The 18,645-nt window shown below is 69.5% G+C and carries 18 protein-coding genes; 11 read left to right on the top strand and 7 right to left on the bottom strand.

The window, feature by feature from the left end:
• Window positions 1-6: 6 nt before the first annotated feature.
• A complete protein-coding gene (gene cmk, locus DESTE_RS04825; protein WP_035065588.1) occupies window positions 7-726 on the bottom strand; it encodes a (d)CMP kinase in 720 nt (239 codons plus the stop codon).
• Entirely contained in the window at window positions 719-1,882 is a 1,164-nt protein-coding gene (gene hisC / locus DESTE_RS04820; RefSeq protein WP_051384319.1) for a histidinol-phosphate transaminase, read from the bottom strand. The genes cmk and hisC overlap by 8 nt, the downstream gene beginning before the upstream one ends.
• 360 nt (window positions 1,883-2,242) lie before the next feature.
• Between hisC and DESTE_RS04815 the strand changes: the two genes are divergently transcribed.
• Window positions 2,243-3,649: an NAD(P)/FAD-dependent oxidoreductase gene (locus DESTE_RS04815; protein WP_051384318.1), complete on the top strand. Its 1,407-nt coding sequence runs from the start codon at window positions 2,243-2,245 to the stop codon at window positions 3,647-3,649.
• A gap of 203 nt (window positions 3,650-3,852) precedes the next feature.
• Here the strand turns inward: DESTE_RS04815 and DESTE_RS04810 are convergent, their stop codons facing one another.
• Complete coding sequence (locus tag DESTE_RS04810) at window positions 3,853-4,296, bottom strand: universal stress protein (protein ID WP_035065586.1); 444 nt, start codon at window positions 4,294-4,296, stop codon at window positions 3,853-3,855.
• Window positions 4,297-4,582: 286 nt separating this feature from the next.
• Here DESTE_RS04810 and DESTE_RS04805 point away from each other — a divergent pair, with 286 nt between their 5' ends.
• Window positions 4,583-5,119 (top strand): hypothetical protein, encoded by a 537-nt coding sequence (locus DESTE_RS04805; protein WP_245590731.1) that lies wholly within the window; start codon window positions 4,583-4,585, stop codon window positions 5,117-5,119.
• Between the two features lie 412 nt (window positions 5,120-5,531).
• Here the strand turns inward: DESTE_RS04805 and thpR are convergent, their stop codons facing one another.
• Both thpR and DESTE_RS04795 read right to left on the bottom strand, forming a co-directional pair.
• Window positions 5,532-6,347 carry an RNA 2',3'-cyclic phosphodiesterase gene (gene thpR / locus DESTE_RS04800; RefSeq protein WP_051384316.1) on the bottom strand — a complete coding sequence of 272 codons (816 nt, stop codon included), beginning with the start codon at window positions 6,345-6,347 and terminating at the stop codon, window positions 5,532-5,534.
• Between the two features lie 94 nt (window positions 6,348-6,441).
• Entirely contained in the window at window positions 6,442-7,038 is a 597-nt protein-coding gene (locus DESTE_RS04795; RefSeq protein ID WP_084559361.1) for a CinA family protein, read from the bottom strand.
• A 153-nt stretch (window positions 7,039-7,191) separates the two neighbouring features.
• On the opposite strand from DESTE_RS04795, the gene DESTE_RS04790 reads away from it, so the two are divergent.
• The 6 genes from DESTE_RS04790 to DESTE_RS04765 all read left to right on the top strand — a co-directional run bounded on the left by DESTE_RS04790 (window position 7,192) and on the right by DESTE_RS04765 (window position 13,640).
• Entirely contained in the window at window positions 7,192-7,971 is a 780-nt protein-coding gene (locus DESTE_RS04790; protein ID WP_035065585.1) for a hypothetical protein, read from the top strand.
• Window positions 7,972-8,241: 270 nt separating this feature from the next.
• Complete coding sequence (locus DESTE_RS04785) at window positions 8,242-8,592, top strand: PilZ domain-containing protein (protein WP_035065583.1); 351 nt, start codon at window positions 8,242-8,244, stop codon at window positions 8,590-8,592.
• 150 nt (window positions 8,593-8,742) lie between these two features.
• A complete protein-coding gene (locus DESTE_RS04780) occupies window positions 8,743-9,846 on the top strand; it encodes a glucokinase (protein WP_035065581.1) in 1,104 nt (367 codons plus the stop codon).
• A 100-nt stretch (window positions 9,847-9,946) separates the two neighbouring features.
• Entirely contained in the window at window positions 9,947-10,669 is a 723-nt protein-coding gene (locus tag DESTE_RS04775) for a TVP38/TMEM64 family protein (protein ID WP_035069737.1), read from the top strand.
• A 31-nt stretch (window positions 10,670-10,700) separates the two neighbouring features.
• The gene (locus DESTE_RS04770) at window positions 10,701-12,200 is read left to right on the top strand and encodes a dihydrolipoyl dehydrogenase family protein (protein WP_035065579.1); all 1,500 of its coding nucleotides are present in this window, start codon (window positions 10,701-10,703) and stop codon (window positions 12,198-12,200) included.
• Window positions 12,201-12,716: 516 nt separating this feature from the next.
• A complete protein-coding gene (locus DESTE_RS04765; protein ID WP_035065577.1) occupies window positions 12,717-13,640 on the top strand; it encodes a deoxyribonuclease IV in 924 nt (307 codons plus the stop codon).
• A 212-nt stretch (window positions 13,641-13,852) separates the two neighbouring features.
• On the opposite strand, the gene DESTE_RS04760 is transcribed toward DESTE_RS04765, so the two are convergent.
• Both DESTE_RS04760 and DESTE_RS04755 read right to left on the bottom strand, forming a co-directional pair.
• Window positions 13,853-14,446: a hypothetical protein gene (locus DESTE_RS04760; protein ID WP_035065575.1), complete on the bottom strand. Its 594-nt coding sequence runs from the start codon at window positions 14,444-14,446 to the stop codon at window positions 13,853-13,855.
• A 440-nt stretch (window positions 14,447-14,886) separates the two neighbouring features.
• A complete protein-coding gene (locus DESTE_RS04755; protein WP_156925272.1) occupies window positions 14,887-15,702 on the bottom strand; it encodes a hypothetical protein in 816 nt (271 codons plus the stop codon).
• Between the two features lie 324 nt (window positions 15,703-16,026).
• Here DESTE_RS04755 and DESTE_RS04750 point away from each other — a divergent pair, with 324 nt between their 5' ends.
• The 3 genes from DESTE_RS04750 to DESTE_RS04740 all read left to right on the top strand — a co-directional run bounded on the left by DESTE_RS04750 (window position 16,027) and on the right by DESTE_RS04740 (window position 18,501).
• Complete coding sequence (locus DESTE_RS04750; protein WP_198015326.1) at window positions 16,027-16,359, top strand: Hpt domain-containing protein; 333 nt, start codon at window positions 16,027-16,029, stop codon at window positions 16,357-16,359.
• Window positions 16,360-16,582: 223 nt separating this feature from the next.
• The gene (locus tag DESTE_RS04745; protein ID WP_035065570.1) at window positions 16,583-17,215 is read left to right on the top strand and encodes a hypothetical protein; all 633 of its coding nucleotides are present in this window, start codon (window positions 16,583-16,585) and stop codon (window positions 17,213-17,215) included.
• An 80-nt stretch (window positions 17,216-17,295) separates the two neighbouring features.
• A complete protein-coding gene (locus DESTE_RS04740; RefSeq protein WP_245590730.1) occupies window positions 17,296-18,501 on the top strand; it encodes a FlgO family outer membrane protein in 1,206 nt (401 codons plus the stop codon).
• Window positions 18,502-18,645: the final 144 nt, after the last annotated feature.

Raw genomic sequence — 18,645 nt, 5'->3', positions numbered from 1 at the left:
TGTGCCCTACAGCCCGCCGCGCGCGGTGATGCGCCGGGTCAGTTCCGCGAACACGCCGTCAATGTCCAGGGTGGTGGTGTCCACCGTCACGGCGTCGTCGGCGGCACGCAGCGGGGCCACGGCGCGGTTGCGGTCCATGTCGTCGCGTTCGCGGATCTGGGCGGCAATGGTGGCAAGGTCGGCGGGCTGGCCCTGCGCTTCCAGTTGCTGGCAGCGGCGTCGGGCGCGTTCCTCTGGCGTGGCGTCCAGAAAGAACTTGTGGCGCGCCGTGGGAAACACCACGGTGCCCATGTCGCGGCCTTCCACCACCAACGCGCACGAGGCCCCCAGCGCCTGCTGCGCGGCCTTCAGCCGTTCGCGCACCACCGGCAGGGTGGCGATGCGCGAGGCCAGCGCGGCCACTTCCTCGGTGCGGATTTCCTCACCTACGGGTACTCCGTTGCAGGACAGTACGGACGCGCCGCCCGCGCCGGACAGCGCGAAGCGGAAGCCCTCCAGCCGGGCGCGCAGGTCGCCTTCCGGCAGTTCGTGCGCGCCGGGGCCCAGCTTCCAGGCCAGGGTGCGGAACATGGCTCCCGTATCCAGATAGGCCACGCCCAGCGCATCGGCCAGCCGTTTGGCCAGTGTGGTCTTGCCCACGCCCGCCGGGCCGTCCAGCGTGACCACCGGAACGGTGGGGGCAGCGGCACTGCCCGCCTTGGAACAGGCGCAACACGTATCAGGCATGGGCCATGATCTCCCCGGCGGCCTTCAGGAAGGCCGCGTTCTCGTCCGGGCTGCCCACGCTGACGCGCAACAGGTCGGGCAGGCCATAGCTTTTCAGCGGGCGGATGATGATGCCGCGCCGCAGCAGTTCCTCGAACAGGTGCGCGGCACCTTTGCAGTTGGGCGCCGGGCGGAACATCACGAAGTTGGCCTTGCTGGGGTACACGTGGCAGCCCAGCGCGGTCAGCCCCGCCGTCAGCGCCGCGCGCCCCTCGCTGGTCACCCGCAGGGTTTCGGCGCGGAACACGTCGTCCGACAGCGCGGCCAGGCCTGCCTCTTCGGCCAGGATGTTCACGCTGAACGGCAGCCGCACCCGGCGCAGGTAGTCGGCCAACTGCACGGGCAGAATGCCGTAGCCAAGGCGCAGACCGGCCAGGCCGAAGCTTTTGGAAAAGGTGCGCAACACGGCCAGGTTGGGGAATTCATCTATGTGGGCCAGCAGCGAGTGGGCCGCTTCGTCGCCGCAGAAGTCCATGTAGGCCTCGTCCACCACCAGCAGGCAGCCGGGGGGCAGGGCGCGGGCCAGCCGTTCCAGGTCGGCCACGGGCGGGCAGAAGCCGGAGGGATTGTCCGGCGTGGTCACGAAGACCACGGCGGTGGCGTCGTCCACCAGCGCCATCAGGCCGTCCCAGTCGAAGGAAAAGTCCGCCGCCAGCGGGGCCTGGCGAAATTCCACGCCCGCCAGCCGGGTCTGCAATTCATAGATGCTGAAGCACGGGTTGAACGCCACCACGTTGTGCACGCCCGGCACTGCCCGCACCCGCACGATGAGGTCGATGATCTCGTCCGAGCCGTTGCCCGCCACCACGCGTTCCGCAGGCACGCCGTGATGCGCGGCAATGGCCGCCGTCAGGCGCGGGTTGCCTGACTGGGCATAGCGGAAGGCCATGTCCGCCTTGTGGCGCAGGGTGTGCTGCACCACGGGCGAGGTGCCCAGCGGATTTTCGTTGCTGGCCAGCTTGATGACGTGGGCTAGGCCGTACCTGTCGCGGATTTCGTCGATGGACAGGCCGGGGGTGTACGGCTTGAACCCGCACACCTCGGGACGCACGACGCTGGGCGAGGCCAGCGAAAGCCCGGTAGGGCCGCCTGCGCTGGCTGTTTTGTCGGCACACATGGGGCAACATGCTCCTTCGTTGGGCGCGCGGCGGGGCGGGGTGCGCCCGCCGTCGCGGAAGACCCCTCAGATAGTCCAAGGCGCCCGCACTGTGCAAGGGGCGGCGCGATGCAGGACGCGCGGATACGGCTGGAGAGGGTGCCTTGCCCTTTGCTTCGCGCGGCGTCTGCACGGGCATGTCCTTTTGCATGGCCCCTTGCCCCCTTGCCGCAAACCGTCGGGTGCGTATATCGTGAAGGATGGCCGTGTGCCCGTGCGCGGCAGGTACCTGCCTGCTTCGAAGGCACCGGGATCACGGGACCATGCACCAGCGCAAACGCTCATGCGGCTACACGCGAGACAGCACACACGGAGGCGGACATGATCGGCCAGAACGATACGGACAGGTTTGCGCGCGGCGCGGGCAGGCCCCGCGTGGTCATCGTGGGGGGCGGCTTTGGCGGGCTGTGGGCGGCGCGGCGTCTGGCGCGGTCGGGCCGGGTGGACGTGGTGCTGGTGGACCGCAACAATTACCACACCTTCCTGCCGTTGCTGTATCAGGTGGCGGCGGCGGAGATAGAGCCGGAGCAGATCGCCTACCCCTTGCGCGGCGTGTTCCGGGGGCAGCAGCGGGTCAGCGTGGCGCTGGCGGACGTGCGCGGCGTGGACGCGGCCCGGCGGGTGCTGCACACCGACGGGCCAGACATCCCCTATGATCATCTCATCCTGGCACCGGGCAGCCTTACCTCGTTCTTCGGGGTGCCGGGCGCGGCGGAAAATGCCTATACCCTGAAATCGCTGGAGGATGCGGTGCGTCTGCGCAACCACATCCTGGCCTGCTTCGAACGCGCCAGCCTGACCGAAGACCCTGCCCGGCGCGCCGCCCTGCTGACCTTCACCGTGGTGGGCGGCGGCCCCACCGGGGTGGAGTTTGCCGGGGCGCTGGCGGAACTCGTCCGCACCCCGCTGGCGCGTGACTTTCCGGAACTGGCGGGCAAGACGCCCCCGCGCATCGTGCTGCTGGAAGCGGCGGACGGCTTGCTGACCGGCTTTCCCGAACAACTGCGCACCTATGCCCGCGACAGGTTGGCCCTGATGGGCGTGGAAGTGCGCACCAAGGCCGGAGTGGCCGAGGTTGGCCCCACCGATGTCCGCCTGGGCGACGGCCTGCGCATTGCCACCTGCACCGTGGCCTGGACCGCCGGGGTGCGCGGGCACGACGTGGCCGCCGCCATGGGCCTGCCCGTGGGCCGGGGCGGGCGCGTGCCGGTGCTGCCCACCCTTCAGGTGGACGGGCATCCGGCAATCCACGTGGTGGGCGACCTTGCGCTGCCGGAAGGGCAGAACCCGCCCATGATCGCCCCCAACGCCACCCAGCAGGGCCGCCACGCCGCGGCCAACGTGCTGCGTCTGCTGCAAGGCGGCAAGGCAAAGCCTTTCCGCTACCGCGACAAGGGGGCCATGGCCACCATCGGACGGCAGGCGGCGGTGGTGCGGCTGGGGCGCTTTGCCTTTTCCGGACTGGGGGCGTGGGTGCTGTGGCTGTTCGTGCACCTGGCCTATCTGATCGGCTTCCGCAACCGGCTGTTCGTGCTCGTGAACTGGGCGTGGGATTACCTGTTCTTCGAACGGTCGGTGCGGCTCATCCTGCCGCGCGTGGCCATGGACGATGCGGTGTGCGAAGCGCCGCCGGATGTGGCCGAAGCCTTGGGGGGCGAGAAAGCGGCATCCGAGGGGGCCGGGGATTCCGCAGGGGGTAGCCTGAAGGCGGATACCCGTCCGTCATGATCGCCATCCGGCAAATACATGCTGATGAACGGAAAGGGCCGCCGCGAACTGTTCGCGTCGGCCCCTGTTCATTCATGCACTGTCGTTGAAGTTGTTGAAGTCGTTGACGGCGTTACCGTGGCTGCCAGTGTTCCCGACCGGCGCAGATTTCCTGACGGAATTGCCTGCCCGGCCATGATGCCCGAAACCGGCGGTGTCCGCAGCTACACCGAAGGACGGACGGTCAGCACCGGCTGGCGGGCGCTCTTGACCACCCGTTCCGCCACGGAGCCGAACAGGATGCGGTCGAGTCCCTTGCGACCATGGGTGCCCATGATGATCACGTCCACGCCTTCCTTGTCCGCGATGCCCAGGATTTCTTCCGCCGCGTAGCCGGTGACGATGCGCCCCTCGGCCTTGATGCCCGGGAAATTCTCGGCCACGAACGATTCCATGGCCTTCTCGGCGCCGGAAACGATTTCGCCCACGAAGTTTTCGATGGAGTTCGGCGGCACATGAAAGCCCACGTACTGGCTGAGCGAGGGGGCGGCGTACAACACCACCACCGATCCGCCGGTCAGCTTGGCGAGTGAAGCGGCATATTCGGCGACGTCCTTGCTGTGCTCGGAAAAGTCCACCGCGCAGAGAATCTTCTTGAAGTCCTTCATGGTGTTTCTCCCTGGTTACGGGTTCCGTGCCCCTTGCAGGGCCGGGTGGCAGTCTGAACCTCTTCGTATACTTACAGTATGCCCTGGGGGCGAAATAGACAAGGGTCGATTTGATGCGTAGTGTTCCTCTTGTGGGCAAGCCGTGCCGCCCGGCAGCTTTTGCCCGCCCCAAACGCCTTTGCGGGATACTGGTGTTTAGGCGTGGTCTTGAAATTTCAACATGTTGTGTGTGCGGCCTCCGTGGCAGGGTTCTTGCTTGGCCACGGACGTACCCTGCATGCACGACATGCGCTACATCCCTGACATGGGGGACGTCATGAAGATCAGCACGGAACAACTGGAGGCCCTGCAACGGCAGGAGTCGACGCAGCGAAAGACCACTGGTGGCACTGGTGCCGTCGGCGACTTCGGTGCGTTGCTCTCGCAGGAGCTGGGCGGAACCGAATCGGCGCAGTCCGCTGCGTCGGTGGTGCCGCCGGGGGCTGCGGGTATCGATCCGATGCTCATGGTATCGTCCGCTGGTGATGTGGACGGCGTGGACGCCGTCTCGGAGTCTACCGGCCTCGATCAGGCCATGGAGCAGCTGGACGGTCTGCTGAACAACTGGGACGCCTACGCCCGCGAACTCGGGCAGGGGGCGTCTACCGGAGGGTTGCGTGACGCCTATTCGATGCTGCAAGGCATCGACAGTTCGTTGCGCGACCTGAAGCAGAACATGCCCAACCTTTCCGACCACGAAGGGCTCTCGGCCGTGGTCAACGAACTCGAAGTGATGGCCGCCACGGAGAAGTTCAAGTTCAACAGGGGCGATTACGCCTCTTAGGCCTGTCGCCGCCATGGTCCTTCTGCCCTCTGCCTGCGTCAGAATGGTTTTTTATTTCGGTCGAATACGATAAGAGTATACTCCCGTAATAAAAAGCATTCTTCCTTGGCAGAGAACAAAAATCCTCATGGCGACAAAAGCCAGAGCACATCGTTTTTTTCGCGGGTCTCCCCAGCGAAAAACTTGATTTGCCTTGATATCATGTCCCGTTCCGCTCCGGCGGGGCAAGGGCATGGCACAGCGGCACGAACGCCGCACCTTCGGGTGCGGCGTTTTTCAATTTTTATGGCGTGTTGGAAGAGGAATAAGCAGCCGGGAAGGGGGGATGGGCCGCGACACACCCTGTTCTGGCGAAATTCCGGGGGTGAAAGGACATTTTCCGTCGTTTTTTCATCTGGCGGCCACCTGTGCGTCATCCCCGTGCGGGCAGCACCGCCAGGGGGGTGTACACCGGGCGGCCACCGCCAAGGTCGCTGCGCCATAGCACCATTTCGCGCACGGTGCAGCCGGGCCACGGCGATGCGGCGCGGTTGATGCGGGCATCGATGGCGGCCAGCAGGGCATCGCGCGCGTCCGCCGCTGACTGATGAGACGGCTGGGAAGACGGGGAGGGCGATTTGCCGTCGGACCGGGTGGCACCACGCCGTTTGTCGCCGCGCTGTGCCTGGCGCACTCGGGTCAGGGTCAGGTGCGGGGCAAAGGGGCGATCCTCCGGCGCGAACCCCAGCGGGGCCAGAGCTGCGTTGACCGCCGTGGCCAGGGCCGCGCATTCCGGTGCGCCTTGTGCCAGCCCCAGCCACAGCACACGCGGGGCGCCCCTGGCCGGGAACACGCCCGCCCTGCCCACGGTCAGTTGCAGGGGCGCGAATTTGATGGCTCGCAGTGCGTCCGCCACCTCGTCGCAGTGGGGGGCGGGCACGTCGCCCAGGAAGCGCAGGGTCAGGTGCCAGTTGCCGGGGGGCGTCCAGTGCAGGCGGTGCAGCAGGTCGGCCAGCCCCGCCAGTCCAGTCGGGGCTGGTATGGTCGGGGGCGGGGCGTCTCCATCGGGGCTGGCGCAGGCCGCGTGCAGATCGGCGCGCAGCGCGGCCAGTCGATCCTGCCATTGGGGGGGCAAGGGCAGCCCCACGAAGCAGCGGATCGCGCGGGGCGGCGGCGTTGCGGCCTTGGCCGGATCGGTGGAGGTGCCGCAAGGCGCTTTTTCCGGTGTGGTTTGTCTGTTCCCGCTCATGGCGTGTCCTGCCCGTGGTATCTGGCTGCCGTGTGCATCCAGCAATCAATCCGGGGTCGCGTCCGGCCATTGCCCCCGCTTGTTCGGCTGTCGCCTAGTCGCCCGGCAGGATGTCCGGCAGGATGTCCGGCAGCATGTCCAGCAGCATTTCCACCGCCGCATCCACCGTGGCGTTGCGCACGGCGGCCCTGTCGCCGGAAAACAGAAAGCGCCGGGCATGCACGTTTCCGCCATCGGCCACGGCCACCCATACCGTGCCCACGGGTTTTTCCGGGGTGCCGCCATCGGGCCCGGCCACGCCGGAAACGGCCACGGCAAGGCGGGTGCCGGTCAGGCGGCGCACGCCGGCGGCCATGGCCCGCACCACCGGCTCGCTCACCGCGCCGTGCGCGGCCAGCAGGTCCGGGTCCACTCCCAGCACGTCGCGCTTCACCTCGTTGGCGTAGGCCACCACCCCCCCGATGAACCACGCGGAACTGCCCGGCACGTCGGTGCAGCGGGCCGCGATGAGCCCGCCGGTGCACGATTCCGCCGTGGCAAGCGTGCCTCCACAGGCCTTCAGGCGTTGGCCCAGCACGTGTACGCGGGTGTGTGGGGCGTCGGCAGCCGGGTCCGGTTGGTCGGGCCAGGCGGATGGGGCGGCGTCGGAAGGATGCAGCGGGCAGGGGTCAGCGTGTGGGGTGGTGGGCATCTGGTCTCCGTTTCTGGGCTATGCTGCGGGCGGCACCCCATGCGCCGCCCCTTCCCCGGCTACCACCGAGGAAACGGTTCCGGCAAGGGGCGCGCTTGCTACGGGCTGCCCGCACTGCTACTCTGGTGGCCGACCAGCAGTCATGGAGACGCGATGACCGACCAGCGTGAGGAAATGGTGTCGGCCCTGCAGGACGAGGTGCTCAGCGAAATGGCCGAGACCTTCTTTGCCGCCCGCAAGGCCGTGGATGACGAGATGGAACTGTTCCGCTCGCGCGAGGAGGAACTGCGCCGGGCCGCCCAGCGCGCCCTGTGCCACGCCGGATGGCTGACGGACCTGCTCACCGGGCCGGACATGGCCGGGCAGTTGTGGCACGCCCTGGGGGTGCCCGTGGACTTCATGCGTCTGGCGGGCGGCGCGGACACCTGCCCGCACCGCGACCTGCCCTTTGCCTGGACCCGCTCCGGCCGGTACGAAAAGCTGCTGCTGGAAGTGTACGGAGACACCTGGCGTGCCTTCGACGACTATGTCAACGGCGCTGCCGCCACGGTGCCGGGCAGGCCGGGGAAGGTGCGCAGCCTGGGCTACCGGCGGTACCGCTTGTGGGCGGCAGAGATCAACCGCATGGTGGACAAGGCCAACAGCGACCATTCGCCCTCCTGCGTGCTGGGCATGGCCCGCGCGCTGGACGTGGAGGGGCAGGAAAAGCTGAGGGTGGCGGGAAGCGGCATGGAAGGGTATTCATGCGCGCTGGACGCCACGCTGGCCTTGCCCCGTCTGGACGAGGGCGTGCCGCAACTGCCGAACCTGCCGGAACTGCCGCCGCCCGCTGCCGCGGCGCGCAGCCTGCGCGCCCTGGCACGCCGTGTCTGGCGCGAACGGCGGGATCGGGCCGCCGAGGCGCTGGCCCGCGTGGAGCAGGCACAGGAATGACGTTTTTCGCGGATACGCTGCGGCCTGACGCCAGGTACGCCTGATATCAGATCAGCCTGATACCCGATCAGCCTGGCATCCGGTCGGCCAGATACCGGTCTGTCGGATGTCTCGGCGGCCGGGTGTTCCGGTGACGGAACGGATTGTTGTGGAATCATGGACAGGGGACGCATGGCCAGACATGGGGCAGGCCGTGCGTCCGGCGCACATCAGAGGGCGCGCCGCGCGCAGGGGCCGCGCGTGGCGATGCCATGCAGGAGGGGAACACGGATGGAAGCGAAACAGCAGGACGCCGCAGCCGCCACACCTGCCGCCAAGACTGGCGGCGAACGCAGGCGGGCCGCCCGCGTGGCCGGGCGGTACAAGGGGCGCATCGAGATTTCCGGGTACGGTTTTTCGGTGATGACCTGGGACGTCAGCCTTACCGGCGCGCGGTGCGCCGTGCGCGGCAAGTTTCCCGAGGGCACCGTGTGCACGCTGTTCGTGCAGAACACCAGTGGCGAGGAAATGGGCCTGCCCGCCCGCGTGGTGCGTGGCACTGGCAACGACGTGCGGCTGAGCTTTTCGACGGTGTCGCCCGAAGCCAGCGCCTTTCTGCGGGCGCTGACCGGCTTGACGTAACGGGGGCCGTGCACTGGGCCGCACTGGGCTGCACCGGGCCGCACTGGGGCGCACTGGGGCGCATCGGGCCCGCGTGTCCGGCTTCGCCTGCATCCAGAGGACCGGAACGAGCGACCCGCGCGGCCAGCCCGCACGAAAGGAGAACGACGCATGCGCGTGCTGGCGGCGGACATAGGCGGCACCAACAGCCGCTTTGCCCTGTACGAGACGGACGGGCTGGCGCACGGCCATGTGGCGCGCCCGCAGGACCGCCTGTGCGCGGTGCGCCTGCCCACGGCGGGTGCGGCGTCCTTTGCCGACCTGCTGCGCCGGGCCGCCGCCGAGGAACAGGGGCTGTTCACTTCCCCGGTGCTGCTGGTGCTGGCCGTGGCCGGACCGGTGCGCGACGGGCGTCGCTGCACCCCGCCCAACATCCCCTGGGCGGTGGACCTGGACGACCCGGCCTTGCATGCGCCGGGCATGCCGCCCCTGCCCCCGGTGTTGCTGATCAACGATTTTGTGGCACAGGCGTACGCCTGTCTGCGCCCGGCGACACCGGACGTGTCGAACGTCCTGGACATGCCGGACATGCCGGACATGCCGGACATGCCGGATGTTCTGGACATGTTGGACGTCCTGGACGGGCATCCCGTGCCGGATGCCCCCATTGCCGTGGTGGGCGCGGGCACGGGCCTTGGCAAGTGCCTGCTGCTGCCTCCGGCCGGTGACGGGGTGCCGCCCCGCGCCTTGCCCTCGGAAGGGGGGCACGCGCTGTTCCCCTTCACGGACGAGCGAGAAATGGCCTTTGCCGCGTTTATTCGTGCCCACACCGGGCGGCAGGTCATCGGCGACCTGGTGGTGTCCGGCCCCGGCCTGCGCCTGCTGCACGCCTTTCATACCGGGCAGTGGCTGGAACCGGCAGAGGTGGCGGCCCGCCTAACGTCCGCAGAACACGGTGCCGACCCCGACCACGTCCTGTCTCACGCCCCGTCCCAGGTTCTGTCCCAGGTCCTGTCCCAGTTCGCCCGGTTCTATGGCCGCGCCTGCCGCGACTACGTGCTGGAAACCCTGGCCCTGGGCGGGCTGTTCATCGCCGGTGGGGTGGCGGCGGCCACGCCCGCGCTGGTGACGCATCCGGCCTTCGCCGAAGCCTTCCGCCAAAGCGATACCCATGCCGATCTGTTGCGCGCGGTGCCGGTGCGTCTGGTGCGCAGCCCCGACGCCGGGTTGCTGGGCGCGGCCCTGTATGGCGCCCTGAATCGGCTGGTGCGCTGAACCGGCTGGTATCCTCAACCGTCCGGCGCCCTGAATGGCGCCCCCCGAATCCACCCCGGACGCCGGACAGCGGCGGCCCGGCAAACCGGAAAGGAACCTCATGCGTCCGGGATGGACTGATGCGGCGCGGCGCGCCCTGCTTCTGGCGGCGGTGGCCGCATGTCTGGCGGCTGCGTGGTGGTCGGGTCTTGGCGAATGGCTGTCGCTGGCCCGGCTCAAGGCTTCGCAGGCGCAACTGGTGGCCTGGCACGACGCCAGCCCCGTGTTGTCCGTGGGCGCCTACATGGCGGTGTATGTCGCGTCCGCCGCGCTGTCGCTGCCGTGGGCCACGGCCCTGACCCTGGCGGGCGCGGCGGTGTTCGGCTTCTGGACCACGCTGTGGGCCACCTCGCTGTCCAGCACGGTGGGGGCCACCCTGGCCTTTCTGGGGGCGCGCTACGTGTTCCGCGACGCGGTGCGCCGCCGCTTCGGCCACCGCATGGCCCGCCTGGACGAAGGACTGGCCCGCGACGGGGCGTTCTACCTGTTCGGGCTGCGCCTGGTGCCCGCGTTCCCCTTCTTTCTGGTCAACCTGCTGATGGGCCTGACGGCCATGCCCGTGCGCACCTATTTCTGGGTGTCGCTGGTGGGCATGCTGCCCGGCACGGCGGTGTACGTGAATGCCGGGCGCGAATTGGGGGCCGTGGCCACGCCGGGCGACGTGCTGTCTCCGGGCCTGTTGGTGGCCATGACCCTGCTGGGGATATTCCCGCTGGTGGCGCGCAAGGTGCTGGACCGGGTGCGTTCGCGTGGCGCGGCGTCCGGCAACGGCCCGACCGAGTAACTGCGGCACGACGTCCGCAAGGAGGACGGGCATGGCCCGGAGCACACGGCATGACGTGGACCTGCTGGTCATCGGCGGTGGCGCTGCCGGGCTGACGGCGGCGGCGGGGGCGGGGCGTTTTGGCGCGCGGGTGGTGCTGGCCGAGCGGGAGCCCACCCTGGGCGGCGACTGTCTGCACCACGGGTGCGTGCCCAGCAAGACCCTGCTGGCCACGGCAAGGGCTCGTCACACCATGCGCCGTGCCGCGTTCTTCGGCCTGCCCGCGACGGAACTGGAGCCGGTGGACTTCGCCGCCGTGGCCCGGCGCATCCGCGAGGTGCAGGCCGTGATCCAGCGCCATGATTCGCCGCAGCGCTTCGCCTCGCTGGGGGTGGACGTGCGCTTCGGCCCGGCGCGTTTTTGCGACGAACATACCGTGGACATCGACGGGCGGCGGGTAAGCGCGGCGCGCATTCTCGTGGCCACGGGGTCGTCGCCGCAGGTGCCGCCCCTGCCGGGGCTGGACACCGTCCCCTTCCTGACCAACCGCGAGCTTTTTTCACTGGACGCGCTGCCTGCATCCCTGCTGGTGCTGGGCGGTGGCCCCATGGCCTGCGAGATGGCCCAGGCCTTTGCCCGGCTGGGGGCGCAGGTGACCATGGTGCTGCGCGGCCCGCGCATCCTGCCGCGCGACGACGCGGACATGGCGGGGGTGGTGCATGCCGCCCTTGCCGCCGACGGCGTGCGCGTGCTGGCCGGGGCCACGGTGAAGATGTTGCGCCCGGTGGCTGCGGCGGGGGGCGGGTCTGAGAGAAAGGGCGAAGCCGGGACAGGCGTGGAGGCGGAACTGGAGGTTCCTCTGGGCGAGGGGCGGGGCCAGCTTGTTGTGCGCGCGGACCGGCTGCTGGCGGCCCTGGGCCGCACGCCGCAAACCGACGGGCTGGATCTTGCGGCGGCGGGCGTGGTTACCGCAAGGCACGGCGGCATCACCGTGGACCGGCGCATGCGCACCAGTCAGCCGCATATTTTCGCGGCAGGCGACGTGACCGGCGACTGGCAGTTCACCCACGCGGCAGGGCACGAGGCCGGGGTGGTGGTGGCCAATGCGGTGCTGCGGCTGCCGCGCCGGGCGGACCACGCACGCATGCCGTGGTGCACCTTTACCGACCCGGAACTGGCCTCGGCGGGCTGCAACGAACGCATGGCCGCCGAACGCGGCCTGCCCGTGGACGTGCACGTGGAAGCTTTTGCCGCCAACGACCGCGCCCTGGCCGAAGGCACGCCCGAAGGCCGCCTGAAGCTGGTGCTGCGCAAGGGAAGCAACAAGGTGCTCGGCGTGCAGGCCGTGGGGCCGCACGCGGGCGAGGTGCTGAACGAATGGGTGGCGGTGCTGGGCGGCGGGGTACGGCTTTCCGCGCTGGCCGGGGCCGTGCATCCCTATCCCACCCTGGGCGAGATTTCGGCCCGTGCGGCGGGCAACGTGGTGTCGCGGGTGCTGTTTTCCGCCGGGGCGCGCAGGCTGTTGCGCCTGCTGTTCGGCTATCGGGGATGAGGCAGGCGTTTACGCCGTCATGCGGCCAGGCGTTTACGCCGTCATGTGGCCAGACGTTTACGCCGTCATGCGGCCAGACGTTTACGCCGTCATGTTACCGACCGCCGGGCAATAAAGTGCCCCCGGAGACGGTGGCAGAAGCGGGGGTACCGTCTCCGGGGGCTGTTCCGGGGGCATGTTCGGGAAGGAGCGCGCGGTTCGCGGCTTCCTTCGATAATGTCTGTCTAGCACGCTCATGCACTGTGCGATATTGGGCGTAACGCTAAATCTTCTGGTAGGGAATGTGGTAGGGGGCCCCCATGCGTGGCGTATGGACCGCGCCGCCATGCAGGGGGCCATTCGTGCGGCACGGGGGTGTGCCGTACCGCGATGGTGCGGCGTATCCGCGCCCGCCGGTACGGATGTGCGAAGCCGCACGGAACGGAACGAACCGGCACGGAACGGCAACGCGGCGCGCGGCGTGCGTCCTGCGCGCCGCAATTGCGGACAACATTCAATGATACGGGGTGATGGGCAATGCCGCTGTTTGGAGCGCACATGTCCGTGGCCGGGGGGCTCTGGCGCGCGGTGGACCACGCCGTGGCGGTGGGGGCGCAGGCCTTGCAGGTGTTTACCGCCAACCAGCGGCGGTGGGAGGTGCCTTGCCCTTCCGATGGTGACGCCGCACGCTTTCGGGCCGCCGTGGCCGCATGGGGCGGAGGATTCGTGGCCGCGCACGCCTCGTACCTGTTCAACCTCGCCTCGCCCGACGAGGACGCCGGAGCACGCTCGGTGCACGGGCTGGCCGCAGAGATCGGACGGTGCGGGCTGTTGGGCATTCCGTGGGTGGTGCTGCATCCCGGCGCCCATCTGGAGGGCAGCGGCGGGCAGGCAGTGGAACGCGGCGTGCGCCGGGTGGCCGCGCGGCTGGCTGCAGCCTTCGACGCGGCGGGTCGCCTGCATCCCCAGGCCGAGGGCGTGGGCGTGCTGCTGGAAAACACCGCCGGGCAGGGAACCTGTCTGGGGGGCGACGTGGCGGACCTTGGCGACATCATGGATGCCTGCCCGGCCCGCGAGCGGCTGGGGGTATGCATCGACACGGCCCACGCCTGCGCCGCCGGGTACGACCTGGCCACGGAACAGGGCTACAGTCGGCTGATGGCGGCGGTGGACGGCGCGGTGGGTCTTGGGCGGGTGCGTCTGTTCCACGTCAACGACAGCGCCAAGCCATGCGGCGCGCACAGCGACCGGCACGCCCACATCGGGCTGGGCCACGTGGGGGCCGCCGGGTTTGCCCGGCTGGTGCGCGACCCGCGTTTTGCGGGGCGCCCCATGGTGCTGGAAACGCACAAGGGCAAGGATCTGGCCGAGGACCGGCGCAACCTGCGGGTGCTGCGCCGCCTTGCTGCGGGAGATGACCCGAACGAGGCCGCGCGCGACGTGGACGGGCTGAAGGACTAGGGCGCGCACCGGTCAGGCGAGGCGGAAGCGCCAGACAGGCCAGACATGCGGACAGGCCAGACATGCGGACAGGCCGGACAGGCCAGACAGGCCAGACAGGCCGGACGCGCTGGTCAGGGGGGCGGAAACCGGCCCGACGCAGGGCAGGCGAAAGGCGGGCGCGGGGCGCACCCGCGCCGTGGATGCACGGCTGGCCGTGGGCGGGGAACGCGTCAGTCCTTGCCGCTGGCGGTATCGTCTGCCGGGGAAGCTTCCGGGGCGTCCTCCATGGTGGACGGGCACGCACCGCCAGCACACGCAGACGGGCACCCCGCACAGGCTGCCGCGTCGGCTCCCCCGCAAGAGCCTGTTGCGGGCGCGGTTACCGCGTATTCCGGGCGCAGGTGGGGCATCAGTTCCTTGGTGGCGGCGCGCTGCGCCGCCTCCACGAACACCTTGCCGTCCCGCGCCGTAACGTCGAAGCGGGTCACCACCCGGCGATCATCCGGGAACATCAGCCGCTTCTGGCGGATCATTTCCTCCACGATGCCTTCCAGAGCCTCCTGCGCGTCGTCCGTCAGGTCGAAGCGCACCAGCGACAGGCGCAGGTTGGCCTGCCAGCGTTCATCGGGCAGGAAGGCCGCGTTCCACGCGAACACGCCCAGGCTCACGGCGTTTTCCGGGCCGCTCAGTTCTTCGGCCACGGCCAGCAGCGGACGGCAGAAATCGTGGATGAGCTGCGAAAAGGGGTCCATTGCCCGTTCGGCCTTGCGGCGGCGAATTTCGGCGATGCGCTTTTTCAGTTTCTTGGCGTCGGGGGCGGCCATGGTGCCTCGCTGTGGTGGGTTGCGTGGCGCGCGGCTGGGCGCGAACGGCAGGTGCATAGGCGGTTTCGCGGGCAAGCGCAACCCGGCCTGCGGGGCAGGGCGCTTTCGGACGGGCATGGCGAATGGGCGGATCGGGGTGTCTGGCGAAACGCCTGCATTGTCGAAACGGCGGGCCAGAAGGGCAGGCGCCGCACCACGCAGGCCCGCCCAACGGCGCGAACCTGCGTGGTGCGAAAATGTGCGCGGCATGCGCGCGGCGGCGGGCCGGTCTGGTCAGGACGTGTCGGAGTTGATCTGAACTGATCTGGACTGATCTGGACTGGCCGGGTGCGGGCAGGGCCGGTCGGGACTGGTCGGGGCCGGTCGGGGCCGGTCGGGACTGGGCAATGCGGGCAGGGTCGAGCCGGGCAGGATTCCGCCGTCTTCCGTTCCTGCCGGTGTCAGCGGCGGCGCGAGCGGGCCCACAGGGCGATGCCCGCCAGCCCCACGATGTACCCGATGCCGCCCGCCACGTCGGCCATGCGCGGCCCGCCGGACTGCATGGCCGCCAGCGAATGGCGCAACGGGGCCACCTGTTCGGCCACGGCCTCGGCCACGATGCGCCGCAGGGCGGCCTCGTCAACAGCAGTGCCTGCGGAAGGCCCGACGGCGGAGGCTGCCGGAGCGGCGGCCTTTGGCGCGTCCCCTTCCGGGGCGACTCCCGCCGCGGCCTGCGTGGGCGCTGTCGCCGCAGCCTTTCCGGCTTCCACGACAGGTGCGACCAGGTATTCCTCGGCGGGCATGGTCCAGGTGTTGCGGTGGCCTTCGCCCGCCTGCACCTCGATGATCAGGTCGGCCTTGGCGGCGCGCAGTTCCGGGGTGATGGGCAGGGCGCAGTGCCCCTTGGCGTCGGTGACGGCGGAGCCCATAACCGTGTCGCTGCCCGCCAGCGTGGCGGTAACCTTGGCGTCGCGGGCGGGGTTGCCGCTGCTGAACGAGCTTTCGCAGCGGATGGCGCCACCCTCCACCCAGGCAAAGATGTTCACCCGATGGGCCAGCGCCGGGCTCGCCTGGCCCAGCAGCAGGACCGCGCCCATGAGCAGGGCCGTGAACAGCGCCGCCGCGTGGCGTCCCATGTGCGGGGTTGCCCGGCCAGGCCTGCCCGAGGCGCCAGATACGCCAGATGCGCCAGATGCGCCGGGCAGTGCGGACGTGTGGGAAAAAGAGCTGCCGCGCAGCTGCGCGTGGGCGGAAATCCTGGGCTGTTCGCTATGCATGGGGCCTCCTGCGTGTTGTCCCCTTGGCATGCATCTTTTTTGCAAAAAATTCAAACGCCAAGTGCGCGATCTGAAGAATCGTGCCACGCGACCCGTTGAAAACAAACGTGCTGCGGGTGCCTTTTGCTTGCCTGCGCACGCCGTTGGGGCTATCTGCTTGGTGATATCACCTTCAGGAAGAAGGGCAGGCGGATGAAGGAAGAAAATCCGAACGACAAGGCTGGCAGGAGCGGAGACCCCGGCGTCCCGAACCGCCCGGTCCCGAACCACCTGGTACCGGATCATCCCGTACCGGATCATCCCGTTCTGGACAGAACCGGCGCCATGCGCCGTCTGGAACTGGATGCCGAAAGCTACGGCCAGCTTCTGGCGTTGATGACCGTGGAAGTGGCCGGGATGCTGGACGCCCTGACCGAGGCCTGGCGCAACGGCGATGCGACGGCCATGCGCCTGCATGCCCACCGGCTGAAGAGCGAGGCCGCCAACGTGGGGGCCGAAGAGGTGCGCTTTGCCGCCAGCCGTCTGGAGCAACTGCTGTGGCAACGGGAAGGGGCGGACGTGGATGCTCCACGCGCTGCAACACCGGGCGATGCTTCGGCGGCGGTCAACCATCTGCGCACGGCCCTGGCCCGCCTTGCCGCGGTGCTCGGCCAGTAACCTTTCGCCGCGCGCCCGGCGTCAGCCGCCGGAGTGTGCGCGCATACCCTTCCTGCTCCGCAGGCGCCCTCCGCAGTCTGGCGGCACCCCGCGTCACGCCCGGTGGCCCCGCATGCAATGCGGCCCGGCATGCCGGGCGGTCTAAAGCAAAACGCCATATGGCCGATGAGCTTTCCGACGGGGTGCCCCCACCCCGCCGCGACCCTTTGCGGAAGGTACTCCCATGCTTCGCCGTTTCCGTGCACTCCGTGGCCTTGCCCGCATTCTGCTGCTGGCCGTGGGCCTCGCCGCATCCGCCCCCGCCGTGCCCGGCCTGTGCGGCCCCGCGGCCACGCCGCCGCCGCGCAACGTGCCCGACAAGCCCTTTGCCGACACCCGTTCCGGGCGCGCCGTGAGCGAGCCCGACGACTGGAGCCGCATGGCCACGGCCACGGCCCTGCGCGTGTACAAGGCCCTGGACGACCGCAGGGATCTGGTGGCCCTGCCCATCCGCATCACCCCGCCCAACGCCCGGCCCTTCGCGCTGGCCTACCAGAACCTGCTGGCCACCGAACTGGTGTCGCGGGGGATGCAGGTTACGCTGGCGCCGGAGGCCGATTCCGTGGAACTGGACTTCGCGGTGCATGCCGTGCCCGTGGGAGCGCAACGTCCGGTGTCCGAGGCGGCGGCCAGTCCCGACGCCAGGTGGGAAGTGGTGCTGACCACCACCATGTGGCACGGCAACCGCTACGTCGTTCATACGGCGGACGGCTTCGTGGTGCGCGGGGATGAACTGGGCAAGTACGTGGACCCCGACGCGCCCGGCCACACCGTGCGGCCCTTCCGGCCGCGCAGCGTGCCCATGGTCAACAGGTAGATCATACAGGACGGCCGCAGGGGCGGGCAGACGGATTTCAGCCCCGCGCTGGCGCAACCATACGGACCGGGAGGCGACGCATGTCCGCATCCAGCAGATATTTCGACCAGTATTGCTCTCAGTGTTCCGACCGGATTTCCGAACCGTCGCGGGGAACGCGGACCGCCCATGCGGCAGGCCCCAAGTTCCTGTTGCGGACCGTACGGTATGGCATCGGGCTGCTTGCCATCGGGGTGCTGGCCTTCTCTCTGCACGCCGTCCCGGCGCGGGCCGATGCAGGGCCCGTGGGGGCCGCCGCACGCCAGCCCGCCGCGCCCGAAGGGGTGCTGGTCAACCCGCCGGAAGGGTCGGAACTGCTCAACGCCAACACCTACGCCGCCGATGCGCTGCACGCGGTGATGGCCTCACGCGTGAGCACGGGCAGCCCCATTCTGGTGGCCACCCTGGCCGACGTGGACAATCTGGAACGCAGCACCCCCTTCGGGCGGGTGACCATGCAGCAGGTGGCCTCGCGCCTTGGGCAGCACGGTTACCGCGTGCTTGAGGCGCGCATGGGCCGGGCCCTGACCTTCACCCCGCAGGGCGAATTTCTGCTTTCGCGCGATGCCACCCGGCTGATGCAGTCGGAATACGATGCCCAGGCGGCGCTGGTGGGCACCTATTCGCTGGCGGGCGGCACGGCCTATGTGTCGTTGCGGGTGGTGCGGCTGGACGATGCGGCGGTGATGGCCGCCTACGAGTACCATCTGCCGGTGCGCGGCGACACGCGCAAGATGATGGCCGGGCAGGGCGACCCGTGGAGCCAGTATGCCGGGCGGCGGCAGGCGTTTTCCGGCGCGGCGGTGGCCTCCGCGACCGGCGCGACCGGCGCGACGGGCATGGCAGGCATGACTGGCACGTTGGGCCAATCGGGCGGTCGTCCGGTGTATCCTGCGCCGGTTGCCGTGCCTTCCCCTGCGGGGGCGGCCACGGACCCGGCGGCCATGCCGCTGCTCAAGGACTTTCCTCCCATCGGGTCCAGGTCTTCCGCCACGACAGGCAAGCCCGTGGTCAAGAAGGCCGCCCCGGCCCAGAAGCAGGCGGTCAAGAAGCCGAGCGCCCGGAAGCAGGGCGCCAAGGCCCCGGCCAAGGCTCCGACCAAGGCTCCGGTGAAGAAGGCCGATGGCAAGTCTCCGGCGAAACCGGCGGCCAGGGCGACCCCCAAGCCGGCGGCAGCCATGCGCGGCGCGGACCGGCCGGGGCAGGAAGTGCAGGCGCAGCCCGTGCCGGTATGGCGGGCGTCCTGACGATATGCCGAAATGTTGGCCAACGGCCCGGCGACGCACCCTGCAAGGCGCGTTGCCGGGCCGTTGGCATGGCGGGCCCCCCGGTCCATGGAGCCGAACGGCGTGGAGTCGTACGGGGGAAGGGCGGGGCAACGTCCTCCGGGA

Origin of the sequence: Nitratidesulfovibrio termitidis HI1 (genome assembly GCF_000504305.1) — a bacterium.
Classification (GTDB): domain Bacteria; phylum Desulfobacterota; class Desulfovibrionia; order Desulfovibrionales; family Desulfovibrionaceae; genus Cupidesulfovibrio; species Cupidesulfovibrio termitidis.
This window is presented reverse-complemented; position numbering and strand designations above follow the sequence as displayed.